Here is a 22,369-nt window from a genome sequence, read left to right as displayed (position 1 = left end):
TGTGCCTACCGGACGAGACCGACCCGCATCCCGCGGTACGACGAACAGCGGATCGAGGAGAGACGCCATGAGTGAGGCAGCCGCACCGGCCAGTGACGTGCCACCCTTCCGGTACACCGCGGCCCTGGCCGAGGAGATCGAACAGCGCTGGCAGGACGTCTGGGCGCGGGAGGGGACGTTCCACGCCCCGAACCCGACCGGCCCGCTGGCCGACCCCGGTCACCCCCGCGCCGGGGCGGAGAAGCTGTACGTCCTGGACATGTTCCCGTACCCGTCGGGCGCGGGCCTGCACGTCGGGCATCCGCTGGGCTACATCGGCACCGACTGCTTCGCCCGCTACCAGCGGATGGCGGGGCGCAACGTGCTGCACGCGATGGGCTTCGACGCGTTCGGCCTGCCCGCCGAGCAGTACGCGGTGCAGACCGGCACCCACCCGCGGACCACCACCGTGGCCAACATCGAGCGCTACAAGGCGCAGCTGCGCCGGCTGGGCCTGGCCCACGACGAGCGCCGCTCGGTGGCCACCATCGACACCGACTTCTACCGCTGGACGCAGTGGATCTTCCTGCAGGTCTTCAACTCCTGGTACGACACGGACGCGAAGCGGGCCCGCCCGATCGCCGAGCTGATCGCCGAGTTCGAGGGCGGCAACCGGCCGACCCCCGACGGGCGGGCGTGGGCGGAACTGTCCGTCGCCGAGCGCCGGGGGATCGTCGACGACCACCGGCTGGCGTACGTCTCGCAGGCGCCCGTCAACTGGTGCCCGGGGCTGGGCACCGTGCTGGCCAACGAGGAGGTCACCGCCGACGGCCGCTCCGAGCGGGGCAACTTCCCGGTCTTCAAGCGCAACCTGAAGCAGTGGATGATGCGGATCACCGCGTACGGCGACCGGCTGCTGGACGACCTGGACACGCTGGACTGGCCCGAGCCGATCAAGCTGATGCAGCGCAACTGGATCGGCCGCTCCACCGGCGCGCACATCGACTTCCCGACCTCCGTGGAGCCGATCCGGGTGTTCACGACCCGGCCGGACACGATCTTCGGCGCCACCTACATGGTGCTGGCCCCCGAGCACGAGCTGGTCGACGCGCTGGCGCCGGCCGCCTGGCCCGAGGGTACGAAGGACGCGTGGACCGGCGGGCACGCCAACCCGCGCGCGGCCGTCGAGGCGTACCGCAAGGCGGCGGCGGCCAAGACCGACGTCGAGCGGCAGGCCGACACGAAGGAGAAGACGGGCGTCTTCGTCGGCGCGTACGCCACCAACCCGGTCACCGGCGGGCGGATCCCGGTCTTCATCGCCGACTACGTGCTGGCCGGCTACGGCACGGGCGCGATCATGGCGGTGCCCGGCCAGGACGAGCGGGACTGGGCGTTCGCCGAGGTCTTCGAGCTGCCGATCGTGCGTACCGTGCAGCCGGCGGAGGGCTTCGACGGCAAGGCGTACACCGGGGACGGCCCGGCGATCAACAGCGCCGCGCCCGAGCGCGGCCTGGACCTGGACGGCCTGGGGGTGGCCGAGGCCAAGGCGGCGACCATCGGGTGGCTGGAGGCCAACGGGCACGGCACCGGCGCGGTGACCTACCGGCTGCGCGACTGGCTGTTCTCCCGGCAGCGCTACTGGGGCGAGCCGTTCCCCATCGTGTACGACTCCACCGGCGCGGCCATCGCCCTGCCGGAGGAGATGCTGCCCGTCGAGCTGCCCGAGGTGGACGACTTCTCACCGCGCACGTTCGACCCGGAGGACGCCGGCAGCAACCCGGAGACGCCGCTGTCGCGCCGGCGCGACTGGGTCGAGGTGGAGCTGGATCTGGGCGACGGCCCGAAGCGCTACACCCGCGAGACCAACGTGATGCCGCAGTGGGCCGGCTCGTGCTGGTACGAGCTGCGCTACCTGGACCCGACCAACTCGCAGCGCTTCGTCGACGCGGAGAACGAGGCGTACTGGATGGGGCCGCGCGGCGAGGGCGACTGCGGTGGCACCGACCTGTACGTCGGTGGCGCCGAGCACGCCGTGCTGCACCTGCTGTACGCGCGGTTCTGGCACAAGGTGCTGTACGACCTGGGGCACGTCTCGTCGTTCGAGCCGTTCCGCAAGCTGTTCAACCAGGGCTACATCCAGGCGTACGCGTACACCGACGCCCGGGGCGCCTACGTGCCGGCCGAGGAGGTCACCGAGCGCGACGGCGGCTTCTACCTGGGCGACACCCAGGTCAACCGCGAGTACGGCAAGATGGGCAAGTCCCTGAAGAACGTGGTCACGCCCGACGAGATGTGCGCCGCGTACGGGGCGGACACGTTCCGGGTCTACGAGATGTCCATGGGCCCGCTGGAGGTGTCCCGCCCGTGGGAGACCCGGGCGGTGGTCGGGTCGTACCGGTTCCTGCAGCGGGTCTGGCGGGCGGTCGTCGACGAGCAGACCGGCGCGCTGCGGGTCACCGACGCGCCCGCCGACGAGGCGACGCGGCGGCTGCTGCACAAGGTGGTCGACGGGGTCCGCGGCGACATGGAGGCGATCCGGTTCAACACCGCGATCGCGAAGCTGATCGAGCTGACCAACGGGCTGACCCGGCTGGCGGAGACCCCGCGCGAGGTGGCCGAGCCGCTGGTGCTGATGCTGGCGCCGTTCGCCCCGCACGTCGCCGAGGAGCTGTGGCGCCGGCTGGGGCACGACACCTCCCTGACGTACGCGGACTTCCCGACCGCCGACCCCGCGCTGCTGGTGGCGGAGACGGTGACGTACCCGGTGCAGATCAACGGCAAGGTGCGGGGCCGTGTCGAGGTCCCCGCCGACGCGTCCGAGGAGACCGTCCGCGCGGCGGCCCTGGAGGCGGTCGCACCCTCGCTGGCCGGCAAGGAACCCCGCAAGGTCATCGTCATCAAGGGCCGCATGGTCTCCGTGGTGGCCTGATCGTCCTGTGGGTCGATCATGCAGTCGTGGTGGGGGGCGAAGTCCCCGGACCCGGATGAGTCGGGCACCACGACTGCATGATCGGCGCGGCCGTCCCGGATCAGGGGTCGCGGCGGTGGATGACGGTCACGGCCGTCAGGGTCGCGGCCACGGACCAGGCGGCCAGGGTCAGCCAGGAGCCCGTGACGGTGGCCGGGTACGGGTCCGGGTTGAGGACGTCGGGGTGCACCTCGATCAGTCGTAGCCAGGCGGTGAGCGGCAGGGCGTTGTACGCCTCGGCGATCCACCGGTGCTCGTCGCTGTCCACCGCCATCGGCACCAGCACGAGCACCGCCGTGGCGGCGGCCACGGCCCCGGCGGCGTGCCGGGTGAGCGCGCCCAGGCCCATCCCGACGAGCGCGCACACGGGCACCAGCACGGCGCTCGCCACGACGGCGCGCAGCACCCCCGGCTCGCCGATCGACCAGCCGGCGCCCCGGTCGGCGAGGATCGCCTGGGACACCCAGAACGAGGTCGCCGCGGTGACCGCGCCGAGGACGAGCATCACCCCGGCCAGGACGGCGGCCTTCGCCGCGACCACCGCCCGGCGGGCGGGCACGGCGGCGAACGTGGTCCGGATCAGCCCGCTCTGGTACTCGCCGACGACCGTCAGGGCGCCGACGGTGGCCGAGGCGAGGATCAGCACCAGGTAGCCGACCTCGGGGAAGGCGTCGCGCACCGGCCCGTACAGGCGGAACATCTCCCGGCGCCCCTCCGGGTACGCCGGCCAGTTCCGGTGGTCGGCGAGGCTGGCGTTGACGCTGACCCCGACCACGAACAGGAAGACCAGGGGCAGCGTCCAGCGGGTCGAGCGCAGCGACCAGAGTTTGATCCACTCGGCGGCCGGCAGGTCGCGGAACCGGGCCGGCGGCCCGGTCACGGTCGGTCGGCGGGTCGTCCCGGTCACGGCGGTCATCGGGTCCCCTCCCCGGCGAGATACTCCACGCTGTCGGCGGTGAGCGCCATGAAGGCGTCCTCCAGCGACGCCGTGCGGGCGCTCAGCTCGTGCAGCCCGATGCGGTGGGCGAGCGCGAGGTCGCCGATGCGCGCGGCCGTCAGGCCGGTCACGAGCAGCGCCCCGGCGTCGCCCGGCCGCACGTCCGCGCCCTCCGCCGCCAGCACGGCGGCCAGGCCCGCCGCGTCGGGCGTACGGACGGACACGCCGGCCCGGGTGCTCCCGGCGGCGAACTCGGCGAGGCTCTGCTCGGCGATGAGCCGGCCCCGGCCGATCACCACGAGCCGGTCGGCGCAGTTCTGCATCTCGCTCATCAGGTGGCTGGAGACGAAGACCGTGCGCCCCTCGGCGGCCAGCCGCCGGAACAGGTCCCGTACCCAGCGCACCCCCTCCGGGTCGAGGCCGTTGAACGGCTCGTCGAAGAGGAGCACGGGCGGGTCCCCGAGCAGCGCGGCGGCGATCCCGAGCCGCTGCCGCATGCCGAGGGAGAAGCCGCCGATGCGCCGCCGCGCGACGGCCGACAGGCCCACCTCCCGCAGCACCTCGTCGACCCGGGCGCGCGCGATGCCGTTGCTGCGGGCCAGGGCCCACAGGTGCGCGACGGCGCTGCGCCCGCCGTGCGCGTCCCCGGCGTCCAGCAGCGCGCCGGCGTGACGCAGCCCGCGCGGCCGGTCGGCGAAACGGACCCCGTCCACGGTGACGGTGCCGCTGGTCGGTGCGGTCAGGCCGATGATCATCCGGAGCGTGGTGGACTTGCCGGCCCCGTTGGGGCCCAGGAACCCGGTCACGTGGCCGGGGCGCACGGTCAACGTGAGGTCGTCGACGGCCGTCGTGCGGCCGTACCGTCTCGTCAGGGCGTTCAGTTCGATCACCCGGCCCACGCTGCCGGGTGACGGCCGGGGCGGCGTCGCCCCGGCGGGCACATCCGGCGGCCGGTGACCCGCCCCGGGGCATACGCCCGCGGGCCGATGCCCGGGCGGCGGTGGGCTGGCTACCGTGTGCGGCATGGATGCGACCGCGCCGCCGCCGCGCCGCGCCCTGGCGTCGGCGCGGGCGGTGCTGCCCTGGCTCGGCGTCGCGGTGCTGCCGGTCGCCGTGCTGATGGCCCCCGTCGTGGCGTCGAGCCGCGACGGCGTGGGGTTCGGCGACTGGTGGCTCGCCGAGCGCTACCTGGTCCCGCTGCTGGCCGTGGCCCCGCCCGCCGGCCTGCTGCGGCGCCGGCCGGTGCTGGCCCTGGCGCTGATGCTGGTCGCGGCGTGCGTGGTCACCGTGGTCGTCAACGTCCCGGAGGACGGTTACCTGACCGACATCTGGTACGCGCAGTTCCTGGCCGTCGACCTGGTGGTGGGGCTGATCGCGGCGGGGAGGTCCCGCCGCGTCTCGGTGCCGGTGGCCGTCGTGGCGCTCGCCGTGCAGATCACCGCGAGCTTCGTGAACCCCTCCACCGACCCGGTCAGCCGGGCCACGCTCTCCGTGCTGGCGGTCGTCACCGCGTGGACGGTCGGCAATTCCGTGCGGGCCCGGCGCGGCTACGCCGAGGCGCTGCGGTCGCACGCCGCCGCCGAGGCGGTCACCGCCGAGCGGCTGCGCATCGCCCGCGAGCTGCACGACATGGTCGCCCACAGCATCGGGGTGATCGCCATCCAGGCCGGCGTGGGGGCCCGGGTCATCGACACCCAACCGGCCCAGGCGCGCGCCGCGCTGGCCACCATCGAGGCGACCAGCCGCGACACCCTGGCCGGCCTCCGGCGTACGCTCGGCGCACTGCGCCGCCCCCAGTCGGAGTCGGCGTCGCTGGACCCGACGCCCGGGCTGGCCGACCTCGACCGGCTGGTCACGGCCGCCGCCGACGCCGGCGTGCGGGTGGACCTGCGACGCGGCGGCGAACGGCGGCCGGTCCCGGCCGAGGTCGACCTCGCCGCGTTCCGCATCGTGCAGGAGGCGCTCACCAACGTGGTACGACACGCGGGCAGCGACCGGTGCCGGGTCACCGTCACGTACGGCCCCGACGAGGTCGCGGTGGAGGTCGTCGACGACGGCCGGGGCGGCGCGGTCGGCGGCGAGGGACACGGCATCGTCGGCATGCGGGAACGGGTCGCCCTGACCGGCGGGCGGTTCCACGCCGGGCCGCGCCCGGAGGGTGGCTTCCGGGTGGCGGCGTGGCTGCCGACGCCGCCGGCGGTATCACCGGCGGGGCTGCCGGGGCCGACGGCGGTATCACCGGTGTCGCCGGCGGCGGTGGAGCCGGCCGGGCCACGGACCGGGACGGGGGAGCGGTGAGCGTCCGCGTGCTGCTCGTCGACGACCAGCCGCTGGTCCGCGCCGGCCTGCGGGTGCTCATCGCCGACGCCCCCGACATCGACGTCGTCGGCGAGGCGGGCACGGGGGCCGAGGCGGTACGGCTGGCCCGCGAGCTCGTGCCGGACGTGGTGCTGATGGACCTGCGGATGCCCGGCATGGACGGCATCCGGGCCACCCGCGCCATCACCGCGCACGGCGGCGTCACCCGCGTCCTCGTGCTCACCACCTTCGACGACGACGAGCACGTGCACGCCGCGCTGCGCGCCGGCGCGAGCGGGCTCCTGGTCAAGGACATGGCGCTGGACGACATCCTGGGCGCCGTCCGGGTGGTCGCCGCCGGGGACGCGCTGATCGCCCCGGGGGTCACCCGCCGGCTCATCGCCGAGTTCGCCCGCCGCCCGGCCCCCGCCGCCCCGACCCGGGCCCTCGACGGCGTCACCGAGCGGGAGCGCGAGGTGCTGACCCTCGTCGGCCGGGGCCTGTCCAACGGCGAGATCGCCGCCGAGCTGACGATCAGCGCGGCCACCGCGAAGGCCCACGTGGCCCGGCTGTTCAGCAAGCTGGGCGCCCGCGACCGCGTGCACCTCGTCATCGCCGCCTACGAGGCGGGGCTGGTCTCCCCGGCGGGATGAGGCGCGCGACCGGGTGGGGCGGGCGCTCACAGTCAGCGCAGCGCGGCCGTCACCACCGCGCGGTGCCCGGCCAGCCAGTCGTACCAGCCACGCACCATGTCGGCGATCCCCGCCTCGCGGAGCTGGCACATGGCCGGATCGCCCCGCTGCGCGCCGGCCGCGATCCCGCGCCAGGTCCCGTCGATCTGGGCGAGCATCACGTCGACCAGTTCGACGCGGGGCAGCGCGAGCGACCCCTTGCCGGCCGCCTCGTAGGCGTCGCAGAGCAGCCGGGCGCGCCGACCCAGTTCCACCGCGTCGGCGCCCGGCCCCGGCGCCGCCCAGTGCCAGGCGGCGAAGGCGACATCCTCGACCCGCCGGCCGGGCGCGGCGAGATCCCAGTCGATCAGTGCCACGGGCAGCGGGCCGGCGGGGGAGTCCCGGTACACCGTGTTCTTCGGGGACAGGTCGCGGTGGCAGACCGTCTCGGCGGCCCCGGCCAGCAGGCTGCCCGCGCAGGCGTCGTGCAGCCGCCTGACCAGCTCGGCCAGCCGGGTCAGCGCCGGGTCGGCGAAGTACGCCGGATCCTCGCTGTCCCGCCACGGCACCCGGCCGTCGACGTGGCTGAGCACCTGCCGACCCTGCTCGTCCGTGCCGAGGTGGCGGGGCGCGACGTCCGCGCCCACCCGCTCCAGGTGCCGCAGCAGCGCGGCGACGAACTCGGCGTTCTCCGGCGGCGTACGCCGGACGGTGTCGCCGACCCGGACCACCTCGGCGATGAAGCCGCCGCGCAGCCGTTCCTCGGCGACGGTGGGGCCGACGCGACCGGTGGCGCGGTTCGGCTGCCGTCCCTCGTGTTCCGGCCCGGTGCCCTCGCGCGCTCCGGGCGACCCGCTGCGCACGCCGGCCTCAGCTCGGCCCGAGCCGGCGCTGTCGCTCAGCGCGCCACCAGCGGCGGATCAGCACGACGCTGGCGACGAGGCCGAGCGCGGCCGGCGCTGCGCCGAACCAGTTCATGTCGCCCGGGGAGGTGACCGCCGCGCCCACCGCCGCGTAGCCGAACGCGGTGGGCGCGGACGCGATCACGCTGCCCGCGAGGAACGGCAGGACCCGGGCGCCGGTGGTGCCGTAGCCGTAGCTGACCAGCCCGAAGCCGGCGATCGGCAGCAGCCGTACGGTGATCACGCCGAGGACGCTCTGCCGGGCGAACCAGCCGTCCAGCCGGGCCAGCCGGCCGCGTACCCGCTCGGCGACGAACTCCCGCCCGAGGAGGCGGCCGACCGCGAAGCCCAGCGCCGCCGCGAGCAGGGCGGCACCCAGCGCGTACGCGGCGCCCTCCAGCGCGCCGAAGATCGCCCCCGAGGCGAGCGTGATGAAGGTCCGGGGGACCAGCGCGACCAGCAGCAGCGCCCCGCCGAGGATCGCCGCCACGGGGGCGAGGGCACCCATCCGGTCGGCCAGCCGGGGCAGTTGGTGCGCCTCGGGCAGCGGGACGACCAGCAGCACCGCCCCGAAGGTGACCAGCAGGAGCAGCAGCAGGGCGAAGCGGACGGCCGACGGCTGGCGCAGCAGCCGCCGGACGGCCGGGATCATGCCCTGGCGGCGGCGGCCACCGCGGCGCGGCGCTCGGCGCGCAGCCGGTCCGACCAGGTGTCGTCCAGCGGCGGGAGCTGGTGCACGCCCGTGGCCCAGCGCAGCAGCAGGTCCGCCAGCGCGGGATTGCGGGCCAGGGCCGGGCCGTGCGAGTACGTGCCGAGCAGCTTGCCCCGCCACGCCCCCTCGGTGGCGCCGTCGTTGCCGACCCCGGCGGTGACCCGGGCCAGCGGGGAGACCCCCGGGCCGAGGTGGGTACGCCCACCGTGGTTCTCGAACCCGGTCAGCGCCGGTACGCCCAGCCGTGGGTCGATCTCGCCGGCCAGCTCGCCGACGGCGCGGGTCGGCCCCCGGTCGGAGGAGAGGTCGAGCAGCTCCAGCCCGGCGCAGAGGGTGCCCTTGGCGAAGAAGGAGGTGCCGAGGAGCTGGTAGCCGGCGCAGACACCGAACACGACCGAGCCCTGGGCGACGGCCCGGTGCAGGCCGCCGTCGGCGAGCAGCCGCTGCGCGCCGAGCGCCTGCGGGCCGTCCTCGCCGCCGCCGATGAGGTAGATGTCGGCGGTGGAGGGCAGGCGCTGGTCGGAACGCACCTCCAGCACCTCGACCGGGAAGCCGCGCTGGCGCGCCCGGCGGGCGAGGATCAGCGCGTTGCCGCGGTCGCCGTAGGTGGAGAGCAGGTCGGGGTAGATCCAGACGATGCGCAGGCTCTCAGTTGACACGGTCCAACTCCGCTCGGATGTCCTGGAACGCGGTGTAGTTCGCGATGACCTCCAGGCGCCCCGGGGGCACCGACCGGACGGCGTCGGCGAATGTCCGCACATGCTGGAAGGGCACGTCGTTGACCTCCAGCCGGACCGCGAGGTCGTACGCGCGGTCGCCGGTGATCAGCACCTGCCGGCCCCGTAGCGGGGCGAAGTCGACGTCGAAGAGCCACGAGGTGTCCAGCCCGTCGGGGTCCCGGGCGTTGATGGAGAGCAGTGTCGGGGCGAGGTCGGCCATGTCGAAGGCCTCCAGCCAGCTGGCCGGGTTCTTCGCCAGCAGCAGCCGGATGTTGCGCCCGTCCCGGTCGACCTGCGCGTAGCGCCCCGCGACGGAGGTGACGGTGCCGAGCTGGAGCACCGCGTCCACGGGCCGGACGCCGAACTCGGCGGCGACGGCCAGCGCGGTCGCGGCGTTGCCCACGTTGACCTTGCCGGGGAGCTGGAGCTTGACCTTGTGCCAGGCGCCCGTCGGGTCGAGCACGCCGTCGTCCTCCACCGTCCACTGCGGCTCGGGCCGACGTAGCGGGCAGCCGCTGCACCACCACTGGTCGCCGGAGCGCTGGATGGTGGAGCCGCACTCGGGGCAGACCCAGGAGTCGTCGTGCCAGCGCTGCCCGGCGCTGAACCAGGTGACGTGCGGCGGGGCGATGCGGTGGTCGTGGTTGGGCGGCGGGGTGGCGGCCCACACCACCATCGGGTCGTCGGCGTTGGCGACGATGCGCACGTTGGTGTGCCGGACCAGCGCGGCGCGCCAGAGCTGCGCCATCATGGCGACCTCCTTGGCCCGGTCGAGCTGGTCGCGGGAGAGGTTGAGCAGCGCCACCACGTGCGGCTCGGTGGCCTCCAGCACCTGGGCGAGGTAGTGCTCGTCGACCTCCAGCACGGCGTAGGGCGTGCTGCCGGCCTTGGCGAGTGCCGAGGTGTGCCCGGTCGGCATGTTGGCGCCGAACGAGTTGGTGGCGACGCGACCGAGCACCCCGACCGCCGCGGCGGTGAGCCGGGTGGTGGTGGTCTTGCCGTTGGTGCCGGAGATCAGGGCGATCGCGCGCCCGGCCGACAGGTGGGCCAGCAGGTCCGGGTCGATCTTCAGGCCGATCCAGCCGCCGATCACCGAGCCGTCACCGCGCCCCGCGGCCCGCGACAGCGCCGCGGCGGTCCGCGACACCGAGCTGGCCACCTTTGCCCGCAGGGGCATCTTCGCGTCCGTCACCCGAGCGAGGTTACCGGACCGGCGGTCCCGCCAGATCGCCGCCGACGGCGAACCGTTCGGCCGGGGTGGCCCGGCGGGGCGGTCGGGGCGCGCTCAGCCGGACGGAGTCGATCTATGTCGGAAAGCGGACCGGCCCCGGGGGCGCCGTGGCCCTCCACTCCGCTCCACCCTCGTTGACGTGCGGTTTTGCGCGCCGAAACGCCGCGCCACGCGGGCGATTCTGGTTGCGGGTGGAGGGAAGTGGAGTAGAGTGGGGCCCAATGGTGAGGCCGGGAGGGCCCACCGGCCCGGGGGGTCAGCGGCGCCGCGAACGCCGCTCAAGGGCGAGGGGGTTGGGCCGATGTTCCTCGGCACCCACACCCCGCGCCTGGACGACAAAGGCCGGTTGATCCTTCCGGCGAAGTTCCGGGACGAGCTGGCGGGGGGTGTCGTGATAACCAAAGGGCAGGACCGCTGCCTCTACGCCTTCCCGATGCCCGAGTTCCAGCGGATCGCGGAGCAGTTGCGCGCGCAGCCGATGACGAACAAGGCGGCCCGGGCCTACAGCCGGGTCTTCTTCGCCAGCGCGCACGACGAGGTGCCCGACAAGCAGGGCCGGGTGACGATCCCGGCCCACCTGCGGGCCTACGCCGCACTCGACCGGGACCTGGTCGTGATCGGCGCGAGCACCCGGGTGGAGATCTGGGACAAGGCTGCCTGGGAGTCCTACCTCGCGGAGAGCGAAGACGACTTCGCCGACATCGAGGAGGGGGTGCTGCCCAGCGGTCTGTAGGGCGTGACGACGCCCGACGTACTGCGAGATCTCCACCCGCTTTCGAGTTCCTGGCACCCCTTCCCCGGTGCCAGGCGCACGATCCGATCGGAGGGCCGCGGCCTCCGACGGGCGGGAGCGGATGGGGATCTGGCGGTACGACGGCACGGCGTCGTCCGACGACGGACGCATGAAGGACGAGGGTTCACACCAGTGGGGGTCGACATGGGGGAGCTACGCGGCACGCACGTGCCGGTGCTGCTCGAGCGGTGTCTCGAGTTGCTGGCCCCCGCGCTGGGCCGGGGCGGGCGGACGGTCCACGTCGACGCGACGCTGGGGCTGGCCGGGCACGCCGAGGCGGTTCTCGAGGCACATCCGGAGACGGTGCTGGTCGGGCTCGACCGGGACACCGAGGCGCTCGCCCACGCGCGCGTCCGGTTGGCCCGCTTCGCCGACCGGGTCCACCTGGAGCACGCCGTCTACGACGAGCTGCCGGAGGTGCTCGACCGGCTGGGCTACCCGGGCATCGACGGGATCCTGTTCGACCTGGGCGTCTCCAGCCTGCAACTCGACGCACCCGACCGCGGGTTCGCCTACGCGCAGGACGCCCCGCTGGACATGCGGATGGACCAGACCCGGGGGGTGACCGCCGAGGAGGTGGTCAACACCTACCCGCACCCGGACCTGGCCCGGGTGCTGCGGGTCTACGGCGAGGAGAAGTTCGCGGGCCGGATCGCCTCGGCGATCATCCGCGAGCGCGAGCGGGCCCGGATCACCTCGTCGGCGCGGCTGGCGGAACTGGTCAGGGAGTCCATTCCGGCACCGGCGCGACGAACCGGGGGACACCCGGCCAAGAGAACGTTTCAGGCTTTACGGATCGAGGTAAACAAGGAGCTGGCGGCGCTGGAGACGGCGCTGCCAGCAGCGCTCGACAAGCTCAACGTGGGCGGCCGCATGGTGGTCCTGTCCTACCACTCGCTGGAGGACCGGCTCACCAAGGCGGCGCTCAGCGACCGGGTCCGCAGCAAGGGCCCGGTAGACCTCCCGGTCGAACTGCCCGGGTCCGGTCCGACGTTCCGGCTGCTGAGCCGGGGCGCCGAACTGGCCGGGGAGGCGGAGGTCGCCGCGAACCCGCGCGCCGCCTCGGTGCGGCTGCGGGCCGCGGAGCGACTCGACCCGGACGCTGCGCAGCAGGGGCGTACCGACCGCGAACGGTACCGCCGGCGGGTGAAGGCGATGCACCAGCCAGGGGCGGGGACCGGAGGATCCGACACGGATCCGACGGACCCCGGGGGACGGGACAGGGACGGACGAAGAGGGGGAGGGACATGACGATTGACAAGCGCGACCGCCGGGACGTGACCGGCGGCGGGCAGCGCGCACCGCGGTCGGGGGGCCGGACCGCGGCGGAGCGGGCCACGCGCATCGGGGCCGGCACGCCGCGGGCGGACCGCGCGAACCGGCAGGGAGAAACTCGCGCCCGGGGGGCGCGCGAGTTCCCCACCCAGGGCAGCGCCGCGCTGCGGCCGGCCGAGCGGCAGAACGCCGGCGCGGCGCGTCCGCCCCGACTCCGGGTGGCGCCGCCACCGCCGGTGCGGGTGCCCCGGGCGCCCTTCGCCGCGCTGGTGCTGGTGCTGGTGGTCGGCGGGGTGCTCGGCATCCTGCTGGTCAACACGAAGATCAACGAGAACGCCTTCCGCCTGGAGAAGCTCCAGGAGCAGCAGGCCAAGCTCGACGTGGAGCAGCAGCAGCTGAACAAGGAGATCGCCGACGCGGAGGCCCCGGGCAACCTGGAGGCCCGCGCCCGCAAGCTCGGCCTGGTGGAGGCCGGCGAGCCGGCGTACATCCGGCTCCCCGACGGCAAGGTGATCGGCGTGCCGCAGCCGGCCGAGGGCCAGCCCTCGATCACCAGCCAGCAGGGCGCGGGAGGCTGACGACCGTGCCACCGAGATCGGAGGAACCGCGCCGGGACGCCACAGGCTCCCGGCGCGGTTCGTCCCGCAACGCCGGTGGCCGGGGCGCCGAACCGCGCTCGGGTGAGCCGGGGGTCGGTGGCATCTCCGACGCCCGGGCGTACACCCCGCGCGGGCGCACCGTGCGCGAGCAGCGCGCCGGCGGGCGTGCCGAGCCCGACGCCGACGCCGGCCCCGCCGCCCAGCGCCGCACGCCGCGCAGCACCCGCTCCGGCGACCCGTTCCGCCCCGCCCTCCAGGTGCTCGACGGCGGCCGCGCGGGCGCCGGCCGGGCCGGCCGGCGCGAGGCGACGGGCCCGGCCGGCGTCGTCCGTACCGTCACGCCGCGCACCCCCCGCCACGACGACGAGCCGCCCGCGCCGCGCCGCCGCACCGCCGCGCGCCGGCCGGACCGCCCGGCCGCACGGCGGCCGTCGCGCAAGCCGCCGAAGCCGCCCCGGCTGGCCGACCCCCGGCGCCGGCTGCGGCTGGGCACCGTGCTCACCCTGACGCTCTTCGCCGTCATCGGCATCCGGCTCGTCGTCCTCCAGACCGTGGAGACCCCGGCGTACGCGGGCGGCGGCGTCGCCGACCGGCTGCGCACCGTCACGCTGCCGGCGGCGCGCGGCGCCATCTACGACCGCGACGGCGCCCCGCTGGCGCACAGCGTCGAGGCCCGCTACGTCTACGCCGACCCCACCCAGGTCAAGGACCAGCAGGCCACCGCCAAGGCGCTCTCCCCGCTGCTCGGCATGCCGGCCTCGGAGCTGGCCGAGAAGATGAAGCCGCGCAAGCGCGTCAACGGCGTCGACTCGCAGTTCGAGTACCTCGCCCGGGGGGTCGACATCGACCGGGCCCGGAAGATCACCGCGCTGGAGCTGCCCGGCATCTACACCCACCGCGACGAGCGGCGCGAGGTGCCCGGCGGGGACCTCGCGGCCAACCTGCTCGGCTTCACCAGCCAGGACATGGTCGGTCTGGAGGGGCTGGAGGCCCGCTACGACGACATGCTGCGCGGCAAGGACGGCAAGCGGGTCTACGAGGTCGGCCTCGGCGACCTGGCCGCCCCGATCCCCGGCGGCTACAGCGAGACGACCAAGGCCAGGCCGGGCAGCTCGCTCAAGCTCACCATCGACCGCGACCTGCAGTTCATGACGCAGCGGATGCTCAGCCGGCACATGGCGCGCAGCAAGGGCAGCACCGGCGCCGCCGTCGTGATCGAGATTCCCTCCGGCGAGGTGCTGGCCCAGGCCAGCCACCCCACCTACAACGCGGCGAAGCCCCTGCCGAGCGACCCGACCGACCGGGAGGACGCGGCCACCAGCTTCGTGGTCGACCCCGGCTCGGTACACAAGGCGATCACCTTCGGCGCGGCGCTCCAGGAGCGGGTGATCACCCCCGACACCACGCTGCCCATCGCGAACGCGATCAAGAAGGGCGACACCTGGTTCTACGACACGCACCGCGCCGACGGCAAGCGGATGAGCCTGCCCGGGATGATGGCGTACTCGTCGAACGTCGGCACGATCCAGATCGCCGACAAGCTCGGCCCGGAGCGGCTCATCGACTACCAGAAGCGCTTCGGTCTCGGGGAGGCGACGGGGGTCGGCATGCCCGGCGAGGCCAGCGGCCGGTTGCTGCCGGCCGACGAGTGGAGCGGGTCGTCGTACGGGTCGGTGCCGATCGGGCACAGCGTGGACGCCACGCCGCTGCAGATGGCCGCCGTCTACGCGACGATCGCCAACAACGGCACGTACGTGCAGCCGCGCCTGGTCAAGGAGGTGATCGGGCCGGACGGGAAGCGTACGCCGACCGAGCCCCCGGTCACCCGGTCGGTGCTCAGCCCGGAGAACGCCGCGGCCCTGCGGCACATCCTGGAGGCCGTCACCACGGTCGAGGACGCCACCGGCAGGCCGGCGGCGATCCCCGAGTGGCGGGTCGCCGGCAAGACCGGCACCGGCTGGCGGCTGGTCGACGGGCGCAAGCAGCTCGGCGAGGTGGCCTCGTTCATCGGGATGGCTCCGGCGGAGAAGCCGCGCTACGTGATCGCGGTCTTCGCGCACACCCCCTCCGGCGGCGGCGGGGCCATCGCGGCCCCCGCGTTCCGGGACATGATGCAGTTCACGCTGCGTCACTATGGGGTGCCGCCGAGTGGGGAGAAGGCCCCGAAGTTCACGGTCTATCCCCGCTGAGCGGCCACACCGCGACATCATCGGTGAGTGCCGACGAACCACCGGGGCGGCTGTTCGGCCGGAACCGGACGACCGGGTAGGGTCTGACGCCGTGCCCGGCAATCCTCGTCCCCGTACCGTGATCGGTGCCCGGCTCGGCGACCTCGCCGCCCGGCTCGCCGTCGAGCCCCCGGAGGGCGCCGCCGAGCTGGTGGTGACCGGGGTGACCCACGCCAGCCAGGAGGTCCGCCCCGGCGACCTGTACGCGGCACTCCCGGGTGCCCGCCGGCACGGCGCGGAGTTCGCCGCCGCCGCGGCGGCCGCCGGCGCGGTGGCCGCGCTGACCGACCCGGCGGGCGCCGCGGCGGTGACCGGGGCTGGCCTGCCGGCGCTGGTGGTCCCCGACCCCCGCGCGGTCCTGGGTGACCTCGCGGCGACCGTCTACGGCGACCCGACCGCGCACCTGACGGTGATCGGGGTGACCGGCACGGCCGGCAAGACCTCGACGGCCTACCTGGTCGAGTCCGGCCTGCGCGCCGCCGGCCACACCACCGGCCTGATCGGCACCGTCGAGACCCGCCTCGGCGACCTGGCGATCGACAGCGTGCGCACCACGCCCGAGGCCACCGACCTGCACGCCATGCTGGCCGCCGCCCGCGAGCGCGGCGTCACGGCCGTGGTCATGGAGGTCTCCAGCCACGCGCTGGCGATGGGCCGCGTCGGCGGGGTCCGGTTCACGGTCGGCGGCTACACCAACTTCGGCTCCGACCACCTGGACTTCCACGCGGACTCGGCGGACTACTTCGCCGCGAAGGCGCAGCTGTTCGACGGGCGCTGCGCGGTCGAGGTGCTCAACCACGACGACCCCGCGCTGAAGTCGCTGTACCGCCCGACGACGGTCACCTACTCGGCGGCCGGCGACCCGGGCGCCACCTGGTGGGCCGACGAGGTCGGCGGCGAGGGGTACGCGCAGCGGTTCACCGCGCACGGCCCCGACGGGCTGGTCGTGGCGGCCGGCGTGGCGCTGCCGGGCCGGCACAACGTGGCCAACGCCCTGCTGGCCATCGCCGCGCTCGTCGCCGCCGGTGTGGATCCGCGCACCGCCGCCGCCGGGGTGGCCGAGTGCGGCGGGGTGCCCGGCCGGCTGGAGCTGGTGGACGCCCCCGGCCCGGTCCGGGGCGTTGTCGACTACGCGCACAAGGCGGACGCGATCGTCGCCGCGCTGGCGGCGCTGCGGGAATACGGCGCCGGCCGGTTGATCTGCGTGATCGGTGCCGGCGGGGACCGGGACCGGGGCAAGCGGCCGGTGATGGGCGCCGCCGCGGCGGAGGGAGCCGACGTGGTGCTGGTGACCGACGACAACCCGCGTACGGAGGATCCGGCGGCGATCCGCGCCGAGGTGCTCGCGGGCGCCCGGCGGGCCGGCACGACGGCCCGGGTCGAGGAGGTGGCCGACCGCCGGACGGCGATCGACGCGGCGGTCCGGCTGGCTGAGCCGGGCGACGTGGTCGCGGTGCTCGGCAAGGGCCACGAGCGCGGGCAGGAGATCGGTGGCGAGGTGCACCCGTTCGACGACCGCACCGAGCTGGCCGACGCGCTGCGCGTCCGCTTCGCCGACCCGGCGGGTCAGCGGTGATCCCGCTCAGCCTGGCCGAGGTCGCCTCGGCGGTCGACGGGCGGCTGGCCGGCGCCGACCCGCAGGCCCGGGTCACGGGTCCGGTCGAGTTCGACTCGCGCAAGGTGTGCCCGGGCGCGCTCTTCGTCGCCTTCCCGGGCGAGAAGGTGGACGGGCACGACTACGCCGCCGGCGCGGTGGCCGCTGGCGCGGTGGCCGTGCTCGGCACCCGGGAGGTGCCCGGCGTGCCGATGGTGCTGGTCGAGGACGCGCTGGCCGCCATGGGCCGGCTGGCCCGCACGGTGGTCGACCGGCTGCCCGGGCTCACCGTGGTCGGGTTGACCGGCTCGTCGGGCAAGACCACCACCAAGGACCTGATCGCCCAGCTCACCGCGCGGCTCGGCCCGACCGTCGCCCCGCCCGGGTCGTTCAACAACGAGCTGGGGCACCCGTACACGGCGTTGCAGGCCGGGCCCGAGACCCGCTACCTGGTGATGGAGAAGGGTGCCCGCGGGGTGGGGCACGTGCGCTACCTCTGCGACGTGGTGCCGCCCCGGATCTCCGTGGTGCTCAACGTCGGGGTGGCGCACATCGGCGAGTTCGGCTCGGTGGAGACGATCGCGCTGGCCAAGGGCGAGCTGGTCGAGGCGCTGCCCGCCGACGGGCTGGCCGTGCTCAACGCGGACGATCCGCTGGTCGACGCCATGGCCGCGCGTACGGTCGCCCGGGTCGTCCGCTACGGCGAGGCGGCGAGCGCCGACGTGCGGGCCGAGGACGTGACGCTGGACGAGCGGGGGCGGCCCGCGTACACCCTCGTCACCCCGGAAGGGACCGCGCCCGTACGGCTCGGGCTGACCGGCCGGCACCAGGTGTCCAACTCCCTCGCCGCCGCCGCGGTGGCCCGCGAGCTGGGCATGCCGCTGGCCGAGCTGGCCACCGCGCTGGGCGCGCTGGGGCTGGTCTCCACCCGCCGGATGGACGTCTTCGAACGCGTCGACGGGGTGACCGTGATCGACGACTCGTACAACGCCAACCCCGCCTCGATGGCGGTCGCGCTGCGCGCGCTGACCGGCATCGGGCGGGAGCGGCGCACCGTCGCGGTGCTCGGCTACATGGCCGAGCTGGGCCCGTTCGAACGCGACGGGCACGCCGAGGTCGGCCGGCTCGCGGCCGAACTGGGCGTCGACCGGCTGCTCGTGGTGGGCGAGCCGGCCGCGCCGATCCACGAAGGCGCGACATCGGTAGGGGACTGGGGAGGAGAGTCGGTGCTGCTCACCGATCAGGCGGCGGCCGTCGAGGTGCTGCGCAGCGAGTTACGACCGGGCGACGTCGTCCTGGTGAAGGGCTCCCGGTACCGCACCTGGGAGGTGGCCGACGCGCTGCGCGCGGACGCCGCCGGGGACGGATCCGGCCCGACGGCGACGGGGGGCGGCGCCGCATGAGGGCGGTCATCGTCGCCATCGGGGTGGCCTTCCTGGTCTCGCTGTTCTGCACCCCGATCGCGATCAAGGTGTTCGCCCGGCTGAAGGCCGGCCAGCCGATCCGATCGAACCTCGGGCTCGCCAGCAACGAGGGCAAGAAGGGCACGCCGACGATGGGCGGCGTGGTGTTCATCCTGGCCACGGTCATCGCGTACGTGGCCGGTCACCTGGCCCTGACGACCCTGCCGGACGCGCAGATCGCCCAGGTCGAGCCGACCATCACCGCGCTGGTGCTGCTGGGGCTGATGGTCTTCTCCGGCGCGGTCGGCTTCATCGACGACTTCCTCAAGGTGCGCAAGCGGCACAGCGGCGGTCTCAACAAGCGCGGCAAGCTGCTCGGGCAGATCCTGGTCGGCGCGGTCTTCGGCGTCGTGGCGCTCTACTTCCCGAGCACCATGACCGACGCCGCGGGGGCCGAGACCAACACCGAGACCGTGGGCAGCACGACGCTCAGCTTCATCCGGGACATCCCGGCGCTGGACGTCACCAAGATCGGCGCGGTGGTCATCTTCATCTTCGTGGTGATGGCCGCGACCAACGGCGTCAACCTCACCGACGGCCTCGACGGCCTGGCCACCGGCGCCTCGGTGATGGTCCTCGCGGCGTACGCGCTCATCGCCTTCTGGCAGTACCGGCACTGGTGCGCCGACCCGAACTACACCCAGGACTACTGCTACGCGGTCCGGGACCCGCTGGAGATCGCGCTGATCGCCGGCGCGGCGGCCGGGGCCTGCGTGGGCTTCCTGTGGTGGAACACCTCGCCGGCACGGATCTTCATGGGCGACACGGGCGCGCTGGGCCTCGGCGGCCTGATCGCCGGCATGGCGATGTCCACGCGGACGATCCTGCTGCTGCCGATCATCGGTGGCCTCTTCGTGATCATCACGATGTCCGTGGTGATCCAGATCATCTCGTTCCGTACCACCGGCAAGCGGGTGTTCCGGATGTCGCCGTTGCAGCACCACTTCGAGCTCGCCGGGTGGAGCGAGGTCAACATCGTGGTCCGGTTCTGGATCATCGCCGGCATCGGGGTGGCCATCGCGCTGGGCCTGTTCTACAGCGAGTTCCTCGCCAACATGACCTGAGCCGGCCGGCAGGTCCCGCCGCGGGGCCCGGGCGCGCGTCGCCCGGGCCCCGCGGCGTGTCCCGTCCGCCGTGACGGCGCGCGGCCCCCGGCGCAAGCCCGACACGCCGACCGGGCGGTTGCGCCGGTGGCGACCCGGCGGAACCGCCATGATGGTCGGGTGGGGGAGGGACGAGGCATCGAGGTCATGGCGGAGGGGACGTCCGGGCGGTCGGCGGGAGGCAGGCGTACGCGCGACGCGCCCGCCGCGACGCGCGGGCCGGACGACCCCGGTGCCCAGGTGCCGCACGGGCTGGACGCCGCCGGCGGGCTGGCCGCGCTGCGCGGTCTGCTGGAGCGGCCGTTGGCGTCCTACTACCTGCTGCTGTCCAGCGCCGGCCTGCTGCTGCTGATCGGCCTGACCATGGTCTTCTCGGCGACCAGCGTCCGGGACTACGCGGAGAACGGCAACGCCTCGACGTCCCTGGTCAAGCAGGCGATCTTCGCGGTGATCGGCATCGTCGCGTTCTGGGCGTGCCAGCGCCTGCCGGCGACGACCTACCGGACGCTGGGCCGACCGCTGCTGTTCACCGCCATCGGCCTGCTGCTGGTGCTCAACCTGCTGCTCGCGTACGCCCGGCTGACCAAGCAGGACTCGGCCCAGATCGGTCCGGTCGAGGCGCGGCTGCTGTGGCTCTTCGTCGGCGGCATCCAGGTGCAGCCCTCCGAGTTCGCGAAGTTCGCCCTGGTGCTCTGGGGCGCCCACGTGATCGCCCGCAAGGGCGCCGCGCTGGGCTGGTGGCGCGAGCTGGCCACCCCCCTCTTCCCGGTGGTCGGCCTGCTCTTCGTCCTGGTCGGCTACAACGACCTGGGCACGATGCTCTGCCTGCTCGCCCTGGTGGTGGGGCTGCTCTGGGCCGCCGGGGTGCGGCTGCGGGTCTTCGCCGCGCTCTCCGCGGTGGGTCTGCTCGGCATCGGCCTGCTGGTCGCGGTGGCCTCGCTCGGCGCCGGCTCCGGCGAGACGGGCGAGAAGAACTACCGGTTGGCCCGGCTGACCGCCTTCATCAATCCGCCGCCGCCGGACCAGTGCAAGCTGGAGGACTGCTACCAGATCGCCCAGGCGCGCTACGCCATCGAGAACGGCGGGTGGTTCGGCGTCGGCCTCGGCAAGAGCAGCCTGAAGTGGCAGTGGCTGCCGGCGGCGGAGAACGACTTCATCTTCGCCGTGGTCGCCGAGGAGCTGGGCGTCGTCGGCTGCGTCGTGGTGGTGGCGCTCTTCGCCGTGCTGGCGTACACGGGCCTGCGGATCGCCCGCCGGGTCGAGGACCCGTTCCGCCGGCTCGCCGCCGCGGCGGCGACCGCCTGGCTGGTCGGCCAGGCAGTGATCAACATCGGCGGGGTGGTCGGCCTGCTGCCGTTGACCGGCGTGCCGCTGCCGTTCATCTCCGACGGCGGGAGCGCCCTGGTGGTGACCCTCGCCGCGATCGGGATGCTCGCCTCCTTCGCCCGCGCCGAACCCGACGCCGCCAGAGCGCTGCATGCCCGTCCGCCGGCCCGATGGGTCCGACTACTCTGGGCCCCGTTGCCGCCGCTTCCCGGGCGGCGCCGCCGGCCGGCGGCGTCCCCGGCCGCCCGAGGGTCCGTGCCCCGGGCGCGGGAGCGGCGGGGAGACGACCAGGCCGCACCGCGCGGGGTCCGGCTGGCCCGGACCAGGCGTGGGTCGGCGGACGAGAGGAGACGTTGATGGGTCCGCTGCGTTCGGTGGTGCTCGCGGGAGGTGGCACCGGGGGGCACATCTACCCGCTGCTCGCCTTCGCCGACTGCCTGCGCCGACACGACCCCGGCGTCCGGATCACCTGTCTGGGCACACCAAAGGGCCTGGAGAACGAGCTGATCCCGCCGCAGGGCTACGACCTGCGGCAGATCCCGGCCTACCAGCTGCCCCGCTCGGTGAACATGAACCTGGTCAAGACGCCCGGCCGGATGTGGACCGCGGCCCGCGCCGCGGGCAAGGTCATCGACGAGGTGCGCGCCGACGTGGTGGTCGGCTTCGGCGGGTACGTCTCCGTGCCGGCCTACCTCGCCGCCTGGCGGCGGGAGCTGCCGATCGTCATCCACGAGGTGAACGTGCCGCCGGGGGTGGCGAACCGGCTGGGCATGCGGTTCACCAACCACGTGGCGGTCGGCTTCCCGCACCAGCCGGCCCAGGCCGAGGCCCTGCGCGACGCCCGGGTGGTCGGCGTACCGCTGCGCCGGGGTATCGCCGGGCTGGACCGGTTCGCCATGCGTAACGCCGCCAGGGCCCACTTCGGCCTCCGCCCCGACCTGCCGGTGCTCTTCGTCGCCGGCGGCTCGCAGGGCGCCCGCTCGATCAACCTCGCCGTCGCCGGCGCGGCCAAGGAACTCGCCCGCAACGGGGTGCAGGTGCTGCACGTGATCGGCGCCCGCAACGAGCCGGTGCCGGTCCCGACCGACCTGCCGGTCCCGTACGTGACGCTGCCGTACCTGTCCGAGATGGAGGCCGGCTACGCCGCGGCGGACCTGATGCTCGGCCGGGGCGGGGCGATGACCTGCGCCGAGGTGGCCGCCATCGGGCTGCCCACCATCTACGTGCCGTACCCGCACAGCAACCAGGAGCAGAAGCGCAACGCGCTGCCCGTGGTGGAGGCCGGCGGCGGGCTGCTCGTCGACGACGCCGAGCTGACGCCGGACTGGGTCGAGCGGACCGTCATCCCGCTGATCCGCGACCCGCACCGGCTGCACGCGATGGGCGCCGCCGCCGCCGCGTACGGCCGCCGCGACGGCGACGAGGCGCTGCTCAACTTCGTCTACGAGGCGGTGGCCCCGTGAGCGCGAGGAGTGAGCTTGCGAGCCCCGCAGTCGCGAACGAAAGGCAGGCGCCCGTGAGCGCGAGGAGTGAGCTTGCGAGCCCCGCAGTCGCGAACGACGGTGGCCCCG

17 protein-coding genes and 1 pseudogene are annotated in these 22,369 nt (G+C 74.4%); 12 read left to right on the top strand and 6 right to left on the bottom strand.

The features are described 5' to 3' along the window. Window positions 1-67: 67 nt before the first annotated feature. Window positions 68-2,908, top strand: a complete 2,841-nt coding sequence (gene leuS, locus CLT72_RS12945) for a leucine--tRNA ligase (RefSeq protein ID WP_101411892.1) — start codon at window positions 68-70, stop codon at window positions 2,906-2,908. Window positions 2,909-3,008: 100 nt separating this feature from the next. Here the strand turns inward: leuS and CLT72_RS12940 are convergent, their stop codons facing one another. Then, window positions 3,009-3,863 (bottom strand): ABC transporter permease, encoded by an 855-nt coding sequence (locus tag CLT72_RS12940; RefSeq protein WP_101411890.1) that lies wholly within the window; start codon window positions 3,861-3,863, stop codon window positions 3,009-3,011. Beyond that, window positions 3,860-4,774, bottom strand: a complete 915-nt coding sequence (locus tag CLT72_RS12935) for an ATP-binding cassette domain-containing protein (protein WP_374208797.1) — start codon at window positions 4,772-4,774, stop codon at window positions 3,860-3,862. The genes CLT72_RS12940 and CLT72_RS12935 overlap by 4 nt, the downstream gene beginning before the upstream one ends. 133 nt (window positions 4,775-4,907) lie before the next feature. Between CLT72_RS12935 and CLT72_RS12930 the strand changes: the two genes are divergently transcribed. Both CLT72_RS12930 and CLT72_RS12925 read left to right on the top strand, forming a co-directional pair. Beyond that, complete coding sequence (locus CLT72_RS12930) at window positions 4,908-6,182, top strand: sensor histidine kinase (RefSeq protein ID WP_101411886.1); 1,275 nt, start codon at window positions 4,908-4,910, stop codon at window positions 6,180-6,182. Continuing rightward, the gene (locus CLT72_RS12925; protein ID WP_101415133.1) at window positions 6,179-6,835 is read left to right on the top strand and encodes a response regulator transcription factor; all 657 of its coding nucleotides are present in this window, start codon (window positions 6,179-6,181) and stop codon (window positions 6,833-6,835) included. The genes CLT72_RS12930 and CLT72_RS12925 overlap by 4 nt, the downstream gene beginning before the upstream one ends. Before the next feature lie 32 nt (window positions 6,836-6,867). Here CLT72_RS12925 and CLT72_RS12920 read toward each other — a convergent pair whose 3' ends face one another. From CLT72_RS12920 to CLT72_RS12905, 4 genes are read right to left on the bottom strand one after another with little or no spacing between them, the layout of a single operon-like run. Next, window positions 6,868-7,716 carry an aminoglycoside phosphotransferase family protein gene (locus tag CLT72_RS12920; protein ID WP_199184564.1) on the bottom strand — a complete coding sequence of 283 codons (849 nt, stop codon included), beginning with the start codon at window positions 7,714-7,716 and terminating at the stop codon, window positions 6,868-6,870. Between the two features lie 7 nt (window positions 7,717-7,723). After that, on the bottom strand, window positions 7,724-8,407 hold the full coding sequence (locus CLT72_RS12915; RefSeq protein WP_101411884.1) for a TVP38/TMEM64 family protein: 684 nt from the start codon (window positions 8,405-8,407) through the stop codon (window positions 7,724-7,726). Next, window positions 8,404-9,126, bottom strand: coding sequence for a type 1 glutamine amidotransferase (locus tag CLT72_RS12910; protein ID WP_101411882.1), 723 nt, complete (start codon window positions 9,124-9,126; stop codon window positions 8,404-8,406). Before CLT72_RS12910 ends, CLT72_RS12915 begins: the two co-directional genes overlap by 4 nt. Further along, window positions 9,116-10,363 (bottom strand): Mur ligase family protein, encoded by a 1,248-nt coding sequence (locus tag CLT72_RS12905; RefSeq protein WP_101411880.1) that lies wholly within the window; start codon window positions 10,361-10,363, stop codon window positions 9,116-9,118. Before CLT72_RS12905 ends, CLT72_RS12910 begins: the two co-directional genes overlap by 11 nt. Window positions 10,364-10,718: 355 nt before the next feature. On the opposite strand from CLT72_RS12905, the gene mraZ reads away from it, so the two are divergent. The 9 genes and pseudogenes from mraZ (at window position 10,719) to murG (ending at window position 22,261) form a co-directional block, all read left to right on the top strand. Beyond that, the gene (gene mraZ / locus CLT72_RS12900; RefSeq protein ID WP_088999233.1) at window positions 10,719-11,150 is read left to right on the top strand and encodes a division/cell wall cluster transcriptional repressor MraZ; all 432 of its coding nucleotides are present in this window, start codon (window positions 10,719-10,721) and stop codon (window positions 11,148-11,150) included. Between the two features lie 204 nt (window positions 11,151-11,354). Further along, window positions 11,355-12,468, top strand: a pseudogene (gene rsmH, locus CLT72_RS12895) (16S rRNA (cytosine(1402)-N(4))-methyltransferase RsmH). Continuing rightward, entirely contained in the window at window positions 12,458-13,063 is a 606-nt protein-coding gene (gene ftsL / locus CLT72_RS12890) for a cell division protein FtsL (protein ID WP_101411878.1), read from the top strand. Before rsmH ends, ftsL begins: the two are co-directional and overlap by 11 nt. A gap of 5 nt (window positions 13,064-13,068) precedes the next feature. After that, complete coding sequence (locus CLT72_RS12885) at window positions 13,069-15,273, top strand: peptidoglycan D,D-transpeptidase FtsI family protein (RefSeq protein ID WP_101411876.1); 2,205 nt, start codon at window positions 13,069-13,071, stop codon at window positions 15,271-15,273. Between the two features lie 91 nt (window positions 15,274-15,364). Further along, entirely contained in the window at window positions 15,365-16,888 is a 1,524-nt protein-coding gene (locus tag CLT72_RS12880; protein WP_486484259.1) for a UDP-N-acetylmuramoyl-L-alanyl-D-glutamate--2,6-diaminopimelate ligase, read from the top strand. Beyond that, a complete protein-coding gene (locus tag CLT72_RS12875) occupies window positions 16,885-18,309 on the top strand; it encodes a UDP-N-acetylmuramoyl-tripeptide--D-alanyl-D-alanine ligase (protein ID WP_101411872.1) in 1,425 nt (474 codons plus the stop codon). Before CLT72_RS12880 ends, CLT72_RS12875 begins: the two co-directional genes overlap by 4 nt. Further along, a complete protein-coding gene (gene mraY, locus CLT72_RS12870; RefSeq protein WP_088999238.1) occupies window positions 18,306-19,433 on the top strand; it encodes a phospho-N-acetylmuramoyl-pentapeptide-transferase in 1,128 nt (375 codons plus the stop codon). The genes CLT72_RS12875 and mraY overlap by 4 nt, the downstream gene beginning before the upstream one ends. 309 nt (window positions 19,434-19,742) lie before the next feature. Continuing rightward, a complete protein-coding gene (locus CLT72_RS12865) occupies window positions 19,743-21,155 on the top strand; it encodes an FtsW/RodA/SpoVE family cell cycle protein (protein ID WP_250100140.1) in 1,413 nt (470 codons plus the stop codon). Beyond that, window positions 21,155-22,261 (top strand): undecaprenyldiphospho-muramoylpentapeptide beta-N-acetylglucosaminyltransferase, encoded by a 1,107-nt coding sequence (gene murG / locus CLT72_RS12860; RefSeq protein ID WP_101411869.1) that lies wholly within the window; start codon window positions 21,155-21,157, stop codon window positions 22,259-22,261. The genes CLT72_RS12865 and murG overlap by 1 nt, the downstream gene beginning before the upstream one ends. Window positions 22,262-22,369 lie beyond the last annotated feature (108 nt).

Source organism: Micromonospora sp. CNZ309, from assembly GCF_002846525.1.
This window is presented reverse-complemented; position numbering and strand designations above follow the sequence as displayed.